Here is a 17,263-nt window from a genome sequence, read left to right as displayed (position 1 = left end):
CAATGGCGCGAGCAACCGACGAGTGCAAAAACTTCACTGTCGGTGCAAAAATGGCCAGACATAAGCTTAATACGTTCAATTGCCTGAGTTGTAAGCAAAAAAAAGCGAGCTCAACGCTCGCCTTTTCTCTATTCAGCTTAGATTGTGATATCTAGCTTAGTTTATGATTCTGCGCCTGCAGCTTGGTTTTCGCTACCGTTGTAAATCATAAGTGGCTCTGACTCACCGTGGATAACAGACTCATCAATAACCACCTTGCTTACGTCAGTCATAGACGGAAGCTCGTACATGGTATCAAGAAGCACGTTCTCCAGGATTGAACGCAGACCACGAGCACCAGTTTTACGCTCCATTGCACGCTTCGCGATAGCCTTTAGGGCATCTTCACGGAACTCTAGCTCAACATTCTCTAGGTCGAATAGAGCTGCGTACTGCTTGGTCAGTGCATTCTTAGGCTGGCTAAGAATCTGAATCAATGCATCTTCATCCAGCTCACCTAGTGTGGTGGTTACTGGTAGACGACCGATGAACTCAGGGATAAGACCGTATTTAACTAAGTCTTCTGGTTCAACTTGCTTGAACATCTCGCTGATGCTCTTGTTGTCGTCTTTTGCTTTGATTTCAGCACCGAAACCGATACCTGAGCCCGTTTCAACGCGCTGCTCGATCACCTTATCTAGGCCTGCAAATGCACCACCAACGATGAATAGGATCTTAGAGGTATCAACCTGCAAAAACTCTTGTTGAGGGTGCTTACGACCACCTTGAGGCGGTACTGAAGCCACTGTGCCTTCAATCAGTTTTAGCAGTGCCTGCTGTACACCCTCACCCGATACGTCACGAGTGATTGATGGGTTTTCCGCTTTACGAGAAATCTTGTCGATCTCATCGATATACACGATACCACGCTCAGCTTTCGCTACGTCGTAGTCACACTTCTGAAGAAGCTTCTGGATGATGTTTTCAACGTCTTCACCAACATACCCCGCTTCTGTAAGCGTAGTTGCGTCAGCCATAGTGAAAGGTACATCAAGGAAACGCGCTAGCGTCTCTGCCAGTAGTGTTTTACCACTACCCGTTGGGCCAATTAGCAGGATGTTACTCTTGCCTAGCTCAACGCCTTCAGCCGTTTTGTCACCATTGCGTAGACGCTTATAGTGGTTGTAAACAGCAACAGACAGTACTTTTTTCGCGAACTCTTGGCCGATTACATAATCGTCAAGGTGCTCACGAATGTCTCTTGGAGTCGGTAAAGCCTCTGACTCTTTCTTCGGAAGAGCTTCTTTGATCTCTTCACGAATAATATCGTTACACAGATCGACACACTCGTCGCATATATATACAGACGGGCCTGCGATCAATTTGCGAACTTCATGCTGACTTTTACCGCAGAAAGAGCAGTACAGAAGTTTCCCACTCTCTTTGCTTTTATCTGTCATTCGCTAACCTCTTAGCTTGGAACTTTACTGCTATAAAGTTTACATCAAAAAACTTAAAGCGACGCCTTAATTACCGCGCAAGTACAGCATCAACCAAGCCATATTCAACTGATTGATCTGCTGACATAAAGTTGTCGCGGTCAGTATCGCGCTCGATAACCTCAAGTGGCTGGCCTGTGTGCTCAGCTAGAAGCGTATTCAGCTTCTTCTTGATGGTTAGAATTTCTTGCGCGTGGATCTGGATATCAGACGCCTGGCCTTGGAAACCACCCAATGGCTGGTGAATCATTACGCGAGAGTTAGGTAGAGCAAAACGCTTACCTTTCGCGCCACCAGCAAGTAGGAATGCACCCATTGAGCACGCTTGGCCCATACATACCGTACTTACATTAGGTTTGATGTACTGCATGGTGTCATAGATAGACATACCTGCGGTTACACTGCCACCCGGTGAGTTGATATACAGAAAGATATCTTTTTCAGGGTTTTCTGATTCAAGGAACAGCAACTGAGCTACTACCAAGTTCGCCATGTGATCTTCAACTTGACCAGTTAAGAAGATGATGCGTTCCTTCAAAAGACGAGAATAGATATCGTACGATCTCTCACCGCGCGAAGACTGCTCCACCACCATAGGTACAAGCGCGTCGACGATCGGCGACATTACATTTTTTTCTTGGTAGCTCATAGTGTTATATCCCTAAAAAATAAATGGCCCGGATGAAAACCTCATACGGACCATTATTAGTAGAAAAGCTATTTGAAAGTCAACCTTCTACTTGAACTCAACGCAATTAAGCTGGTTGTTGGTTCATAATTGCATCAAATGACTCTTCTTTCTCAGTCACTTGTGCTTTAGCGATGATAGCGTCAACAGCTTGCTCTTCTAGAGCTACGTTGCGCATGTTGTTCATCATCTCTTCGTTGCTTTCGTAGTATGCGATTACTTCAGATGGGTCTTCGTATGCAGTCGCCATTTCTGAGATAAGAGCTTTAACTTTTTCGTCGTCAGCTTTTAGTTCTTCAGACTTGATCACTTCACCTAGAAGAAGACCTACTACTACGCGCTTCTTAGCTTGCTCTTCAAACAGCTCACGTGGAAGCTGGTCAGCAGCTTCAACGTTGCCACCGAAACGTTGTGCAGCTTGTTGACGTAGAACACCGATCTCTTGCTCGATTAGAGCAGCAGGAACAGTGATGTCGTTTTCTTTAGCTAGACCGTCGATAGCTTGCTCTTTGATGCGAGCTTTAACAGCTTGCTTAAGCTCACGCTCCATGTTCTTACGAACTTCAGCTTTAAGCGCGTCGATACCGCCTTCAGCAACACCGAACTTAGAAACGAATTCGTCAGTCAGTTCTGGAAGTTCACGAGATTCAACTTTGTTCACTTTGATTAGGAACTTAGCTGCTTTACCTTTTAGGTTCTCAGCGTGGTAATCTTCTGGGAAAGTCACGTCGATTTCGAATTCCATACCAGCAGTCTTGCCAGTTATGCCGTCTTCAAAACCAGGGATCATGCGACCTTGACCTAGTTCTAGTGGGAAGTTCTCAGCTTTACCGCCTTCGAACTCTTCACCGTCGATAGAACCAGTGAAATCGATAGTTGCGCGCATGCCTTCTTCAGCTGCAGCTTCAACTTCAGTCCAAGTAGCTTGTTGCTTACGTAGAGTTTCGATCATGTTGTCTACGTCAGCGTCTTTAACTTCAACTACTGGCTTCTCAACAGTTACTTTGTCTAGACCTTGAAGTTCGATCTCTGGGAATACTTCTAGAGTTGCAGTGAATACTAGGTCTTGACCTTCTGCAGTCTCAACTGGTGCGAAAGTTGGAGCGCCAGCTGGGTTGATTTTTTCTTTAACGATAGCTTCGATGTAGTGGCGTTGCATCACTTCACCCATAACGTCGTTACGAACAGCTTTACCGTACATTTGTGCAACCATCTTCAGTGGCACTTTACCTTTACGGAAACCATCAAAACGACGGTTTTTAGCGATGTTACGTAGTTCAGCTGTAACTGCATCTTCGATGTTAGCAGCAGGAACAGTGATAGTTAGACGGCGCTCTAGACCCTCTAGAGTTTCAACAGTAGCTTGCATTATTTTTAAACCTCTACATGAGCTCAATAAAATTGAGCAACGAGTCACAGCCTTGGCTATGACCACATCCTAGTGTGTGCTTCAGTGAAGCAACCAAACATAAAAAGAGTACCGCGATGCACTTAGGCATCGACGAATCAATCAGTGATATCTTGCTTACAAGGTATCTCCAATTGACCTCAGGGTATAAATTGACGCGACATTCTACCGATATACAGCAGTCCTGTCGAGACAACAACCTAAGCCAGGTAAGCTGTTTTCAGATTCGGTCGAAACTTTAGATGGGGTCGATGTTTTTAATTTCAACGCTTCAAAAGAAATTTCTCATTTTTAGAGAAAAAAAGCGATCTCGATCATGCTTTCAAATCTGCTTCAACTTCCCTTTACCGTATGACAGACAATATGATACCAATTGCACTACTTACAATTATAATTACTCTCTATCAGGTCATACCATGAGAAAATCAAGCAGTTACAGTCATTGACCCCCTATACTTGCCTAGGGAGAAGCGCAAAGGGACTTAATTTGCAGATCACATCCAAAACAGAGACCACTATGATCTTGCTAGCCATGATTGCTAGTCTCGCTTTGGGTGTCTATTTCATCGAGTCTTATCATGTGCAGCGACAGAAACAGCTGGATACCATCACCCAATATCAAGCGGAGCAAAAAGCCGCTGAAGTGGCCTCGCTTCTTACCCTTGAAGTAAAGAAAAAGAGCTATTCGGCCTATACCCTGAGCAATATCATTGCCAGTGAGCCACTGATAAGCCAAGAGCACCTAACCTTTATTATCTCCGGTCTTATCCAGCACGATAAGCACCTACTTGGTGTGGCGATAGCCCCCCAAGACACGGTCAATTTTGTCTATCCCAAGGTCGTGTTTGAGTCCGGCTATACCCAGGATATTCTGCAGGATATCAGCACCCTCTCTGATCATATTGAAGAGATGAAGAATAATCTCGATCTGCTCGCCACCGCTGCTGTCTATCAAAGTGATGAGTATCCCGACTATTACGTGGTAAGAAGTCCCATTTATTCAGGCACTGTAGGTAATCGCACCTATCTTGGTCACGTCACCCTATTGGTGGATCTGGAGCAGATGCTACAAGACAGCCACTTTAATGATCGTCAGTTCTTGGTGGCCGCCGTGAATGAAGCCAAACCTTCCCAGCGCGTAGGCAACCTCAAGGCGATAGACTCGGCTATGATTAAAACCGACATCAACGCCAGCAATGTAGATTGGCAGGTATTCATCGCACCCGATCCAAACAGTAATCTGCCTAGATGGCCGCTGTTTAACTCAGTGCGTTTGGTGGGATACGTATTGCTTGCCATGGTGTTTTGTGGTTTTGCCATCATACTTCGTCTTTACTTCAAGGCTCGTCAGCGATCAATGCAGGATGAGCTGACCTCCTTACCCAATCGCCGCTACTTTGTTTACACCCTAAAAAACTTGGTGCGTAACGCCAAATACACTCGCACTCAGTTTGCCGTTATTAACTTAGATCTGGATGGCTTTAAACGCATTAACGATGAATACGGCCACTCTAGTGGTGATCTGCTTTTGAAGCAGGTTGCTAGAGTGCTACGAGGAGCGGTGCGGGCGACCGATGTAGTGGCGCGCGTTGGTGGAGATGAATTCTTGATCATCGCCTCTCGTATCGCGCAAGAAAGTGAGGTGACTAAGTTGGTTGAAGGCATACAGCACAAGGTAGAAAGTGAGAACTATCTGGTACGCGGTGCCATGGTCAAGACCCAGGTGAGTATTGGCTTTAGCATGTATAAGGACAAGCAGACTACCTTCGATAATCTGCTCTCTTCCGCCGATATCAATATGTATAAGAACAAAGCGTTAAAGCGTAAACTCAAGGGATTGCGCCAAGAAGAAAAAGACGCAGTTAATGCACTAGAGAACCATGATTAGTGGTCTCTGGCTCTCGATAGGTTTTCATCACAGCCAAGATTTCTTTCTCTAATCCTATGAAGAGATCCACCAGCGCTGGGTCAAAGTGCCTACCCTTCTGATCTTTTAGATAATCAAACGCCTCCTCGACACTCCAAGCCTTCTTATAGGGTCTCTCTGAGGTTAGTGCGTCAAAAACATCCGCGATGGCACAGATGCGCCCTACTAACGGAATAGCCTCTCCAGCAATGCCGCTTGGATAGCCACTGCCATCCCACTTTTCATGGTGAGTTTGAGCCACCGTCTTCGCCATCTGCATCAGCTCCGAACCGCTGCAATCACCTAAGATTTCAACGCCGATCTCCACGTGGCTGCGCATGACTGCCCACTCTTCCTCATCCAGTTTCCCCTTCTTTAACAAGATGCCATCAGGAATACCTATCTTGCCGAGGTCATGCATTGGAGTTGCCTCACGCAAAATATCGGCAGTTTGCTCGGTAAGGCCACAGGCAAGGCCTAGGTGGTAGGCATAGTGCGCCATGCGTTTAACATGCAGCCCGGTCTCGTTGTCCTTATATTCTGCAGCGCGTCCCAAGCGCTCTAGAAGCTCAAGCTTGCTTTGGTTGATCTCTTTGGTTTGCTCTTGAACCTGACGATACAGCTCACGCTGTTGATTACTGAGCCTTACCTGGGTCTGGATGCGACGTTTCGCCACTGCTGGCACTATGGGTTTGGTGATGTAATCTACAGCGCCTAACTCAAAACCACGGACCTCGTCCTCGGCGGTGATTCTAGCGGTCACAAAGATGACGGGAATATGCTTAGTATCTTCTTTCTGCTTTAGAAGTCGACACACCTCATAACCGTCTATATCCGGCATCATGATATCGAGCAAGATAAGGTCAGGCTTTGGATTTAGCTGAGCAAGCTTAAGGGTTATGGTGCCATTTGTGGCAACGCGTATCTGATAATCGTCCTTCAATACCCCAGCCAACACATCAATATTTTCCGGTGTATCGTCGGCGACCAAGAGTAACGGTTTATCGAGTTCATGCTTCATTTGCTCATCTTCCCTAGTTCGGCAAATTAGTTATTCAGTCCACTCACGCAACAAAGAGAGCGCCTGTTCAAATTGATACGAGGCTAGGATATCTTCCAGCTGAGACAATCTAGCCAGCACCTCAGGTGTATCCGTTTCTCGTTTCAACGCCTGAATCAATTCTACAGATTGCAGATCATAGTTCTCCAAAAGTAGTTTCAACCTATCGACCTCGTCAATAAATGACTGTTCTAATTCGATTTGTTGCTCCGATTCGGGCGCACTTATATTAGGGTCATCATCGATATAAGTTTGAACAGCGTGTAATACTTGTGTCAGAGCTTGTTTAAGATGCTCCAGCTGCAACCCGTCTAGTCGGTCCCCGAGCTGTTCCATCTGTTGCTCGTAACTTGCACACAAACCGGCCAATTGAGTCGCTCCAATACTGGCAGCGGTACTTTTCAATGTATGCGCCTCACGAATAGCACTTTCGATATCACCCGACTTATTCGCCTTGATCATCTCATTGACTCTCTGCTGTGCATTATTGGAGAACTTGCGCAGTAGCTTCAAAAGCAGATATTCATCTTGGCCACAGGTCGTCAACCCAATACTCGGGTCAAATAGAGAATCAACCCTATGCTGAACGGCTTCTGTTTCTTCAATCTCTATATTGGCGTCACTATTCGAGCTAAGGCGTGTCATTACCGAAATAAGCCTGTCGACATCGATTGGTTTAGGCACAAAATCATTCATACCCACCTGCTGTGCCTTTCTTTGATCCCCAACCATGGCGTTAGCGGTCATAGCCACGATCGGTGTATTGTGATCAAATTCTCGTATGCGACGCGTCGCCTCATAACCGCCCAGAACGGGCATCTGAATATCCATCAAGATGAGGGAGTATCTATTTTGCTGTGCCTTTTCTACCGCCAGTAGACCATTTTCCACCACATCTATATTGAGTGAATATGGCTCGAGTAAGCCGAGCACCAATTCTTGGTTAAGCTCATTGTCCTCAACCAGCAGGATGGATTGGCCGCTAAGGATCTGACCAGCGCTTTGCTGTTGCTGCAGAGCAACACTAGAGTCCTGCTCTTGCTTACCACTTAACGTGGTGATGAACTCAAATGGAACAAATGGCCTACGCAACACACTCACCCGCATACCCTGAGCAAGCTCTGCCATCTCATCACTTGAGGTGCATAATACAAGCTTAGTCAGAGACCTAAGCTGAGCTAATTGCTCACGGATACTATTTCGCTTTAACGCTGCATCAGATACATAGGTCACTGAGTCGCGACGACTCCTTTTCAGTTCATCTATCAGCAGCTCAAACTGGGTAAAGACTCGAGTTGAGATAGGTGTACTGGTCAGCGCCATATTAACTGCATCTGAGGTATACCTGTCTGGCTCAAGCAAGAGTACCTGCTTCTTGGCCAGCGTATTTATCGCCGGTTGCAGTGTACTAAACAGACTGACATTGCTCTCGGCCACCTCCATCTCTACCTCGAAATGGAACACTGAACCTTTACCTAACTCACTCTCAACCCAGATCTTACCGCCCATAAGCTCGATTATCTGTTTGCAGATACTCAGTCCGAGACCGGTACCGCCATACTCTCGCGTAGTTGAGGCGTCCGCTTGCTGAAAAGAGTCAAACAGCTTGTCCAGTTTATCGGTGGCGATACCAATTCCTGTATCCTGCACATAGAAGTGATAGATAAATCGCGATTCATCCTCTGGGTGCGCTCTACCATCGATACCCACAATCACATGCCCTTCATGGGTAAACTTGGTGGCGTTATTGCCTAGGTTGATCAGTACTTGAGAAAGCCGTAGCTCATCTCCTATCACCATACGCGGGATGCGACCATCCACATTAAAGACAAACTGCAGGTCCTTTTCAAAGATCCTAAAACCGATCACATCTGAGATATGGCGCAAGGTATCGCGCAGGGAAAATGGTCGCTGTTCTAGCTCGAACTTTCCGGACTCAATCTTAGAGATATCGAGGATGTCGTTGATGATCAAAAGTAGCGATTGAGCCGACTGGTGAACCTTAGTCACATAGTTCTGCGCCTTGCTATTCATCTGCTCCTCAAGAGCCAGATGAGACATACCGATAATGGCATTCATAGGCGTGCGTATTTCATGACTCATATTGGCTAAGAAGGCACTCTTGGTCTGATTAGCGATATTCGCCTCAACCATGGCATCCGCCAACTCTCGGTTAAGTTTCTTGATCTCAGATATGTCATAGCTCCAAAATAGCGTCGCTGGCTGCTCTTTATATTCAATCTGAAAATAGCTACACAGCGCGGTAAATCTGGTGTCGTCTTCGCGTAAGAACTCTACTTCCCTGTCCACAACCCGGCCATCTCGGACCAGCTTATTGTAGATAAGATCTCTCTCGTTAGGGTCGGCATACAGCTTCTCAATCAGATAACCATCTTCCTCATCCAAGCTAAGGCCAAATTGCTCCTCTGCGCGCTTGTTACTGTATTTGATGCGTCCTTTTTGCACAATTACAGCGGCAATACTCGAGGTATTCAAGATATCGAACAGTTGGTTACGGCTCTGTCTCGCCTCAAGCTCTGCCAAGTTAGTCGCCAGCATCTGTGTCTTCAAGCGTCGATTGGAGATAAACAGAATCGCCAATACCAAGGCCGAAAACCCTACCACCAAGAATAAGATAGTGTAATCCAGCTTCTCGATAACACGGTTGGTCGCCCAGTTATTAATGATCTGCTGCTTTTTGCTAGAACTAATGGCACGAATCGCCTTGGAAACCACGGACCCTAGCACTGGTTCGCTTTTAAGAGTATGAAAGGTGGGAGAAACCGTATTACTCAGGCGATCCACTATGATGAGGTCACGGTAAGAATTCTCGTTCAAGATATAATTGATAACATAAGTGGTATCGATATAGCCGTCGAGTTCTCCTCGGTTAAGAAGGTCTAACCCCACCTCAGAGCTCTTAAGCTCAACCCAGTCTATCTCAGGGTAGGCTTCCATCAAACTAGGGCTATTGGAAGCCCCGTACTGCAGGCCCACTCGCATATTGGACATGCTGTTCAGCCCACGACCATAGTTTTGTTCTATATGACCGACAACGGCAAGCTGATCGGTAAAAAGAGACTCACTAGGCACATAGTCGAAGTTAAGGCTCTTGTTTTCTACTGCAGCAGAAACCATATCGAGCTCACGAGCCTCCAGCATTTCTATCGTCGCTTGCCATGAGTCCACAAATACCGGCTCAAACTGCACCCCAACTATATTGCTCATTTCAGACAGAACGTCGGCAATGATGCCCTTAAACTCTCCATCTTGTATTCCCTCATAAGGCAGTGCGGCTGGGTCTATCCCCACTCTAATTACTGGGTTTTGCGCAATCCAATCTAGCTCTTGAGAGGTGAAATTGAGGCTTGAGGTGTTGAGGTCTAGCTGTTCATAGATCTGCTTTATGCTGTTAAAGTCTGTCTCGCTGAAAGACTCGAACATGCTCAGCGGTGGAATGTAGTTTTCGTTGAACGAAGAGCTAGAACCAAGCTCAGAATAGATAGTGATACTGCCAAGTGGCACTTCCTCTATTCCCTTGCCTTGCACGAGTTCTCGCTGCAGATAGATAAGCCCTTGGCGACTAAAGGCATCTACCGGAGTCAGTCTACCGTTGATGGATTTATAGTTGATCTCTCGGCCATTATTGCTGCCTAGGCGCAGCGAGAGCGCAGCAAAACCATCAGAGAAGTTGAAGGCATTTAATACGCTGTCCAACAATTCCAATTTATCTACCTTAACTAGGTAGGTGATCATCTCAGTCATCAAGATGCCACCATCCGCCTTAGCTCTAAAGTTGGTGCTCTCGTAGAGCTTCTCTAAACGACGATACTCGGAGCTGCGCACAAAGCCATCTAGCTCAGCATTGAACTTGTCCCTAAGCACCTTATCTTTGAAGGCCATTCGAAGTGGTACAGAGAAGCGAGTAATAAACTCGTGAGTCGCATCTAGCGGTGGGGCTTGCTTGCTTCGGTGCAAATAAACGTTGTACTCACGATAATCCACCAGCAGGTAATCTACCTCCCCAGATTGGATAGCCTCTAGTGCGCTCTTAAGGTCAAAATACTCGTTATCGATGGGCTGTCCGAAGCGACTACGAAACATCTTAGCCGCCTCACTCGCGACCGCATCAAAGGTGCCGATAACCGCACCGACTTTTTTATCCTTTAACAGCTGTCGATTGTTGTCTCGGGAGAGTATCTCCTCGCCAGCTCGCGAGATAAGGCGATAATCTTGGGTCAGATACGGTCTGGAATAATAAAGCTCACCACCGGCATCATATCTTGGACGACTGGCGGATGGCGTTTGCGCCGCAGCAAAATCCACCCCATCGATAGAAAGTAGATCCTTAAAGTTCACCGCCTTATTCGCAGCGATCATGCGTCCAAGATCGTAACCCATAGCCTCAAATAGACTCTGGATAATAGAGTACTCGAGACCCACCCCTGAGTCAGCCGCATAGGTATAAGGCACTCGATTGAAATACATAAAACCATTCAAACGGTTCTTGAATGGGTCATTATCAAACCAGTGTTGCAAAATGCCATTTTGAACATCGTACGGCATGGCGCTTATAGATTTATTGATGATCGAATAGAGCTGGTTTGATTCCTCGCTGACTGCCATCTGCAGTCGCAAACCGTAGAGGTCATTAGTGGGTCTCAAAGCGACTACATTCTTTAAATTTAAACCCTGTACCAGTCGCAGTACCGAGACCTTCTCCCCAACAAAAGACTCGACTTCCCCCCTATCTAGCGCCTTAAGTGCTTGTCTATCGCTGTCGTAGTATCGAACTTCGACGGGCAGACTTTTCGACGCCACATAGCGGTCAATCGCACTATCTCTTATCACTGCCATGGTCGGCTTAGTCTGCTCAACAACCTCCTCTGCAGGATCTACAGGCTGATGAGTATTAACAAAGATGAAATAGTGATAGGGAAGATAGGGTTCAGTGTATTGGATATCCAAATTTGAACCTTCGAAGTCGAAGGTCATTGGATAGACACCAAAATCACCATTTTTCAGGCCAGTGTAACCTTGCTCGACCGATGTGAGTGGCACCTCGATAAAGTCGATGCCAGAGACCTTTTCAATATATTGCAGGTAATCCTTAACTATCCCCTCATACTCGCCGTTCGTATTGCGAAAGATATAGGGGTAGTGATCATCGAATACCGCGACCTTTACCTTGTGACCTTTGTTCAACCATGCCTGTTCATCATCGGAAAGTACGACATTCGCTAACGTGGAAAGGGAGCAAAAACTAGAAAACAGTAGCAGTAGAATTGAAAATATCGGTCGCACTGCTTTATCCCCTCCGATGGCCTATATGTAACTAAGTGCAACAGTGAAGATAGCTAATGTCTTGATAAATAGCTAATTAATTAGCTGTACACCATTCCTATTGGCATAAAAAAACCGCCGACTTTTTACAGTCAGCGGCTTAGTTAATCTTGGGCTAGATTAAGCGTTCGCTTCGCGCTCTGCGATGAACTCAAGAGCCATCTTGATGCGAGCAACACAGCGCTCTTTACCTACTAGCTCCATTACTGCATCGACAGATGGAGACTGACCGCCACCGGTTACCGCTACGCGAAGGGGCATACCGATCTTACCCATGCCGATCTCTAGCTCATCACACACAGCCTTGATTATGTTTTCTTTAATGCTGTCTGTAGTCCAATCAGCTAGTGCTTCAGCTTTCGCAAGTGCTAGCTCTAGTGGAGCTTTAGCTACGCCACGTAAGTGCTTCTTAGCTGCGCCCGCTTCAAACTCGCTGAAGTCTTCGTAGAAGTAACGGATCTGCTCAGCTAGCTCAACTAGGGTGTTACAACGCTCGCCCACGAGTGCGATAACGTCAGTGATAGCAGGACCGTTCTCAACGTTTAGCTTCTGGTTGTCTAGATGCCACTGCAGGTGCTCTGCAACGTACGCTGGATCAGAAGTCTTGATGTAGTGGTTGTTTAGCCACAACAGTTTGTCAGTGTTAAATGCAGACGCTGACTTAGAGATAGCATCTAGGCTAAATAGGTTAATCATTTCTTCTTGAGAGAAGATCTCTTGATCACCGTGAGACCAGCCAAGACGCACCAGGTAGTTGTTTAGTGCATTCGGCAGGTAACCTTCATCGCGGTATTGCATTACAGATACCGCACCGTGACGCTTAGACAGCTTGGCGCCATCATCACCCAGGATCATTGCACAGTGTGCAAAGGTAGGAACCGGAGCACCTAGCGCTTCATAAATGTTGATCTGACGTGGGGTGTTGTTGATGTGGTCTTCACCACGAACAACGTGAGTGATACCCATATCCCAGTCATCTACTACCACTACGAAGTTGTAGGTTGGTGCACCATCGGTACGACGGATGATAAGGTCATCCATTTGATCGTTACCGATCTCGATACGGCCACGGATTTGATCGTCAAATACTACACTGCCTGATTTAGGGTTGCGGAAGCGAATAACAAAGTCGTCACCCTCTTTTGCTTCTGCATTTGCAGCAACAATCTTAGGGTGGTTCGCATCGTAGCGAGGCATTTCTTTGTTTGCTTCTTGCTCTGCACGGATCTCGTCTAGAAGCTCTTTAGACGCATAGCACTTATAAGCCTTGTCTTCAGCAACTAGTTGGTCGATACACTCGTTGTAACGGTCAAAACGCTTAGACTGGAAGTAAGGACCTTCATTCCACTCCAGACCCATCCACTGCATACCTTCTAGAATCGCGTCTACAGCTTCTTGAGAGTTACGCTCTAGGTCAGTGTCTTCGATACGAAGTACAAATTCACCACCTTGGTTTTTAGCATATAACCAAGAATACAGTGCAGTACGTGCACCACCTACGTGTAGATAGCCAGTTGGGCTTGGGGCAAAACGAGTTTTAACCGTCATTTAGATACCTTTGTCATGTATTAGACGCGAGTCCGCGAAAATTTGTGGCTATTTTAGCACTCAAGCGCAAATGTACAACGGTGACGGAGAGCAGAGATAGAGAGATTTCAGAAAGGTTCAGGCGTAAAAAAGGGAGGTAAAATTAATTGCCTCCCTCTACAGCTAATTTAATTAAAGTATTCATGAGATAACACTAATAATTGCGACTAGACTGGCGAATGAAAAAATTGCGATGCGGCTGATGATGCCAAAGTTTGAGTGCTCGATCATTTCTTGGTGTTGCATAGGCTATTCCTTATCTATTTGTTTCATATACAAAGATAAGGAAAAGTTACGTTGTGATCAATACAAAGATTACAGGAATATGACAGCGGCTGTAATAATCAATGCTTTCGTGACCCAGATCGCAAATATTCTCTATTATGTCTCTTCCAATAGCTCAAGTATACTGAAGCTATCACTTGCATAAGACTCTGAAAAAATGCCTCAAATTACCGGTCATATTAGAAAAATGACCTCTCAACTCGATAAAGGTCAGGCCTGCTATCAACTGCCTTTAGACGACCAATCTATCGACCTAATGCCACTTATCGGTCAAACCCTTACCCTATCTTATTCGGGTAATATCCACTGCCAAGCCTGCGGTCGTAAGACCAAGAAGAGTTATTCACAAGGCTATTGTTATCCATGTATGAGCAAACTGGCCCAATGCGATATGTGCATCATGAAGCCAGAGACCTGCCACTACGATAAAGGTACCTGTCGTGAACCGAAATGGGGTGAAGACAACTGCTTCGTACCTCACTATGTGTATCTCGCTAACACTACTGCGATAAAGGTAGGGATTACCCGTCACACCCAGCTTCCTACTCGCTGGATAGACCAAGGCGCAAACCAGGCACTGCCTATCTTTAAGGTTGCCTCCAGATTGCAGTCGGGTCTAATCGAAACCGCATTGGCTGAGTTTATCTCAGACAAGACTAACTGGCGCAATATGCTTAAAGGCAAAGCCGATGATATGGACCTTAAGCAGAGAGCTGAGGAGTTGATTCCAAAGATTGAAGAGCGATTATCTGAGCTGAAACTTACCTATGGCGAAGATGCTATCGAGCGCTTAGAAGAATCAGTAACCGAGATTGACTATCCGGTGACTGAATACCCAACCAAGATCACCTCGCTCAACTTTGATAAAACCCCAGAGATCACGGGTACTTTACTGGGTATCAAGGGACAGTATCTCTATTTTGATATTGGCGTGATCAACATGCGTAAATTCACCTCCTACGAAATCACCGCAAGTTTCTGATCTCATAAAAAAGCCGAGCCCTAGGGCTCGGCAAAACAGAAAATCACTAAACCAATTCAAACGGTATTAGAAGCCGTAGCTAGCACCGAATACAAAGGCATTGTTTACTAGGCTGTCGCCTTGTGCGTTTTCAGCGCCATTGGCTTGGCTACGGAACTCAAAGTAAGGCTGAACACCTTGGCGAGTCCAGGTAGCACGAATCTCGTGGTCCATGGTTTCCGCTTCAATCATATAAACGTTGTTATAGCTCAGTGCTAGATCCATATCTGAGAACGAGTACGCGATGCGGTTATCCATGCGGTAATCTGTATCAGCGTCCGCGTCTGTAGCATCGATATGAGCTCGAGTACGGTTGCTGATAGAAAGGCCATTATCAAAGTTGTAGCCAATCTTAACCAATGGACGATATTGGATAGATTCACCCGCAGAGATCAGGTGCTGATAACCTGCAGCAACCCAAAGATGATCGGTGATGTTGAACGCCTGCTCACCACCAAGGGTGATAGCCGGAGTTGTATTACCTGCACCACCGTTTTCAGTCACTATTTCACCCAACTGAATACCATCAAACTCAGTATACAGAGTCAGACCACCAAGGCTGTTTTCAAAGGTATGACCCGCTTCTAGGGTAGAAGTCGCTTTCGAACCATGGATACGTCCATCGTCGTGGAATTGAACATTACCCGTTACGTATGAAGAGGCGAAGGCTGGGGCTGATGCTGCAATTGCTAGTGCACTCAGTGCGATAACTTTTTTCATTGTTGTACCTATTTTCCACTAATTTGTTTCTTAGTGGTCTCGGTTTGGATATACAAACGGAAACCTTTAGAGGTCGATGCGATGCACCGCTTTATTCCATTTATCAGTGTTGCAATCGTCACTTAAGACTCTGCGTCACTTGCCTCCTTGGCATGCCCTCAGACTGCACCAGTTATTTTCCATCACAAAATAATGCAATTGCATATGTGATTGAGATCGCAACATGTAGAAAGGTAAAAATAGAAAAAGATATTTAATTCAATAAAATCATAGATTTATATTGAAACTGATTTATGAGCAGGAATTAGACAGAAATATAAAACTAGAGTTTGGGCTCAAAAACGACACCAAACCTAGGCTTTAATGTGATGTAAATCACCCACAAATTAGATCGATTTTCTTTTCAAAAATGAGAAACGCCACAAAAGGTGAACGAAATCACATTATAAGGAAGATTTTAGGGGTGGTTTTCAATTTAATTATCGGCGATAGCTATTGGAAACAGAGAGCTTTATTTTCATGGCAAATAAAGATTAAGGATTCACAGGCAAAAAAATGGCCAAACAAGACGTTTGGCCGACACTAGCAACGTGGTTTACACAGTTAAAGGTAAAGACAGGAACTAATAGTATTTCTTCATACTGTTGAACACGAGTTGTTGATAACCCTTGTTCATTTTCTTGGCAAACTCGGCTTCTTGAGGCAACCCAGCACATTGGCCTTTATATTGATTACCTAGCTTTCCGTAGTTATAAGCTTGAGCTGGGTTACAGTATTTATTTCTGCCCTGCTCGAAGCCCGCCGTATACTCATCATACTGCTGTGAGTTGACCTCTTGAAGGTCGTAACGATTACTCAGCTGTTCAGCAGACTCGGCTTTCAAACCAGCGCCACCTCTATGTGCGCCCAGCTCTTGCCATGATGCTGATTCTGGAGTCATTGCGCAGCCCGCTAACAGACTAACGCCTAATGCAATCAGTAATGTTCTCATCAGATCCCTCCTCGCGTGTTAACGAAACCTATTGCTCCGTTATATACGTTAGACAGGGAAACAAGGGATTAAATTACACACTCCAGTGCAAAGACGCCTTTCAAGCGCCTCGCCTATATTCTATTTCAGGTTTTGCATTGCCCATTGCATAAAGGCTTGCTGCTCTTCACGGGACATGTTTGCAAACTGCTGCTTGATACCCAAAGAAACCTTTGAAGCATCAACTGTGACTGCAGTAGCTGACTCACCAGCGAGAACTACACCGGTTGTTTTGTTGAACTCGGTAATCTCAGCTTCGTAGTCACGGAAGCCTTGCATCCCATTCTTATCTAGCACAGCTAGTTTGAACTCAACGGGTTTGCCATCCTCTGTTTTTAGCTCAAAGGTTGGGTCATCATTGAACTTATTCGCCTCTTCTATAGTGCGAAACTTCTTGTAGTTAAGCTGATAGGTTTGCTCGTCTTGTACATCAAAGCTCATGATCATCAAACGCGAGTTAAATTTGCGGCGTTTACCGTCTTCAAAAACTATCTGACCTACAGTGAATCCTAATTGAGTAGCGCCTGGGTGGAGTTGCAGCTGATCGACATCGCTGAACCAAGAACTATTCACTGCTTTACCATTTACAACCTGAGGTTCAATCTCAGTTTGAAAGTCAAACTGGCTTGCTGCCTGTACTGCGGTTGCAGAAAGTAAAAGCCCCATGGCGATCAAAGATTTTTTAAACACGTTTCATACCTCAAATGGTTTTTCGCTGGCTTTCTGTGCCGAGCAAA

At 45.8% G+C, this 17,263-nt stretch carries 11 protein-coding genes; 2 read left to right on the top strand and 9 right to left on the bottom strand.

The genetic code is table 11. The features are described 5' to 3' along the window. Positions 1-161 precede the first annotated feature (161 nt). The 3 genes from clpX to tig all read right to left on the bottom strand — a co-directional run bounded on the left by clpX (position 162) and on the right by tig (position 3,535). Positions 162-1,439, bottom strand: coding sequence for an ATP-dependent protease ATP-binding subunit ClpX (clpX, locus tag Pcarn_RS03625; protein WP_261835031.1), 1,278 nt, complete (start codon positions 1,437-1,439; stop codon positions 162-164). Positions 1,440-1,509: 70 nt separating this feature from the next. Continuing rightward, positions 1,510-2,127 (bottom strand): ATP-dependent Clp endopeptidase proteolytic subunit ClpP, encoded by a 618-nt coding sequence (clpP, locus tag Pcarn_RS03620; protein WP_261835030.1) that lies wholly within the window; start codon positions 2,125-2,127, stop codon positions 1,510-1,512. A 106-nt stretch (positions 2,128-2,233) separates the two neighbouring features. Further along, entirely contained in the window at positions 2,234-3,535 is a 1,302-nt protein-coding gene (gene tig, locus Pcarn_RS03615) for a trigger factor (protein WP_261835029.1), read from the bottom strand. Between the two features lie 526 nt (positions 3,536-4,061). On the opposite strand from tig, the gene Pcarn_RS03610 reads away from it, so the two are divergent. Beyond that, the gene (locus tag Pcarn_RS03610; RefSeq protein ID WP_261835028.1) at positions 4,062-5,462 is read left to right on the top strand and encodes a GGDEF domain-containing protein; all 1,401 of its coding nucleotides are present in this window, start codon (positions 4,062-4,064) and stop codon (positions 5,460-5,462) included. Here Pcarn_RS03610 and Pcarn_RS03605 read toward each other — a convergent pair. From Pcarn_RS03605 to gltX, 3 genes are all read right to left on the bottom strand, one after another. Beyond that, positions 5,437-6,501: an HD-GYP domain-containing protein gene (locus Pcarn_RS03605; RefSeq protein ID WP_261835027.1), complete on the bottom strand. Its 1,065-nt coding sequence runs from the start codon at positions 6,499-6,501 to the stop codon at positions 5,437-5,439. The two genes, Pcarn_RS03610 and Pcarn_RS03605, sit on opposite strands and share 26 nt — an antisense overlap. Before the next feature lie 30 nt (positions 6,502-6,531). Then, positions 6,532-11,844 (bottom strand): ATP-binding protein, encoded by a 5,313-nt coding sequence (locus tag Pcarn_RS03600; RefSeq protein WP_261835026.1) that lies wholly within the window; start codon positions 11,842-11,844, stop codon positions 6,532-6,534. A 159-nt stretch (positions 11,845-12,003) separates the two neighbouring features. Next, positions 12,004-13,431, bottom strand: a complete 1,428-nt coding sequence (gene gltX, locus Pcarn_RS03595) for a glutamate--tRNA ligase (RefSeq protein WP_261835025.1) — start codon at positions 13,429-13,431, stop codon at positions 12,004-12,006. 481 nt (positions 13,432-13,912) lie between these two features. Here gltX and Pcarn_RS03590 point away from each other — a divergent pair, with 481 nt between their 5' ends. Beyond that, positions 13,913-14,737: a DUF2797 domain-containing protein gene (locus Pcarn_RS03590; protein WP_261835024.1), complete on the top strand. Its 825-nt coding sequence runs from the start codon at positions 13,913-13,915 to the stop codon at positions 14,735-14,737. A gap of 66 nt (positions 14,738-14,803) precedes the next feature. On the opposite strand, the gene Pcarn_RS03585 is transcribed toward Pcarn_RS03590, so the two are convergent. From Pcarn_RS03585 to Pcarn_RS03575, 3 genes are all read right to left on the bottom strand, one after another. Next, positions 14,804-15,496, bottom strand: coding sequence for an oligogalacturonate-specific porin KdgM family protein (locus Pcarn_RS03585; RefSeq protein ID WP_261835023.1), 693 nt, complete (start codon positions 15,494-15,496; stop codon positions 14,804-14,806). Positions 15,497-16,118: 622 nt separating this feature from the next. Then, entirely contained in the window at positions 16,119-16,487 is a 369-nt protein-coding gene (locus tag Pcarn_RS03580) for a DUF2799 domain-containing protein (protein ID WP_261835022.1), read from the bottom strand. A gap of 120 nt (positions 16,488-16,607) precedes the next feature. Beyond that, entirely contained in the window at positions 16,608-17,216 is a 609-nt protein-coding gene (locus Pcarn_RS03575) for a YccT family protein (protein WP_261835021.1), read from the bottom strand. Between the last annotated feature and the right edge of the window lie 47 nt (positions 17,217-17,263).

The sequence above is a fragment of the Vibrio ishigakensis genome (assembly GCF_024347675.1).
GTDB lineage: Bacteria > Pseudomonadota > Gammaproteobacteria > Enterobacterales > Vibrionaceae > Vibrio > Vibrio ishigakensis.
This window is presented reverse-complemented; position numbering and strand designations above follow the sequence as displayed.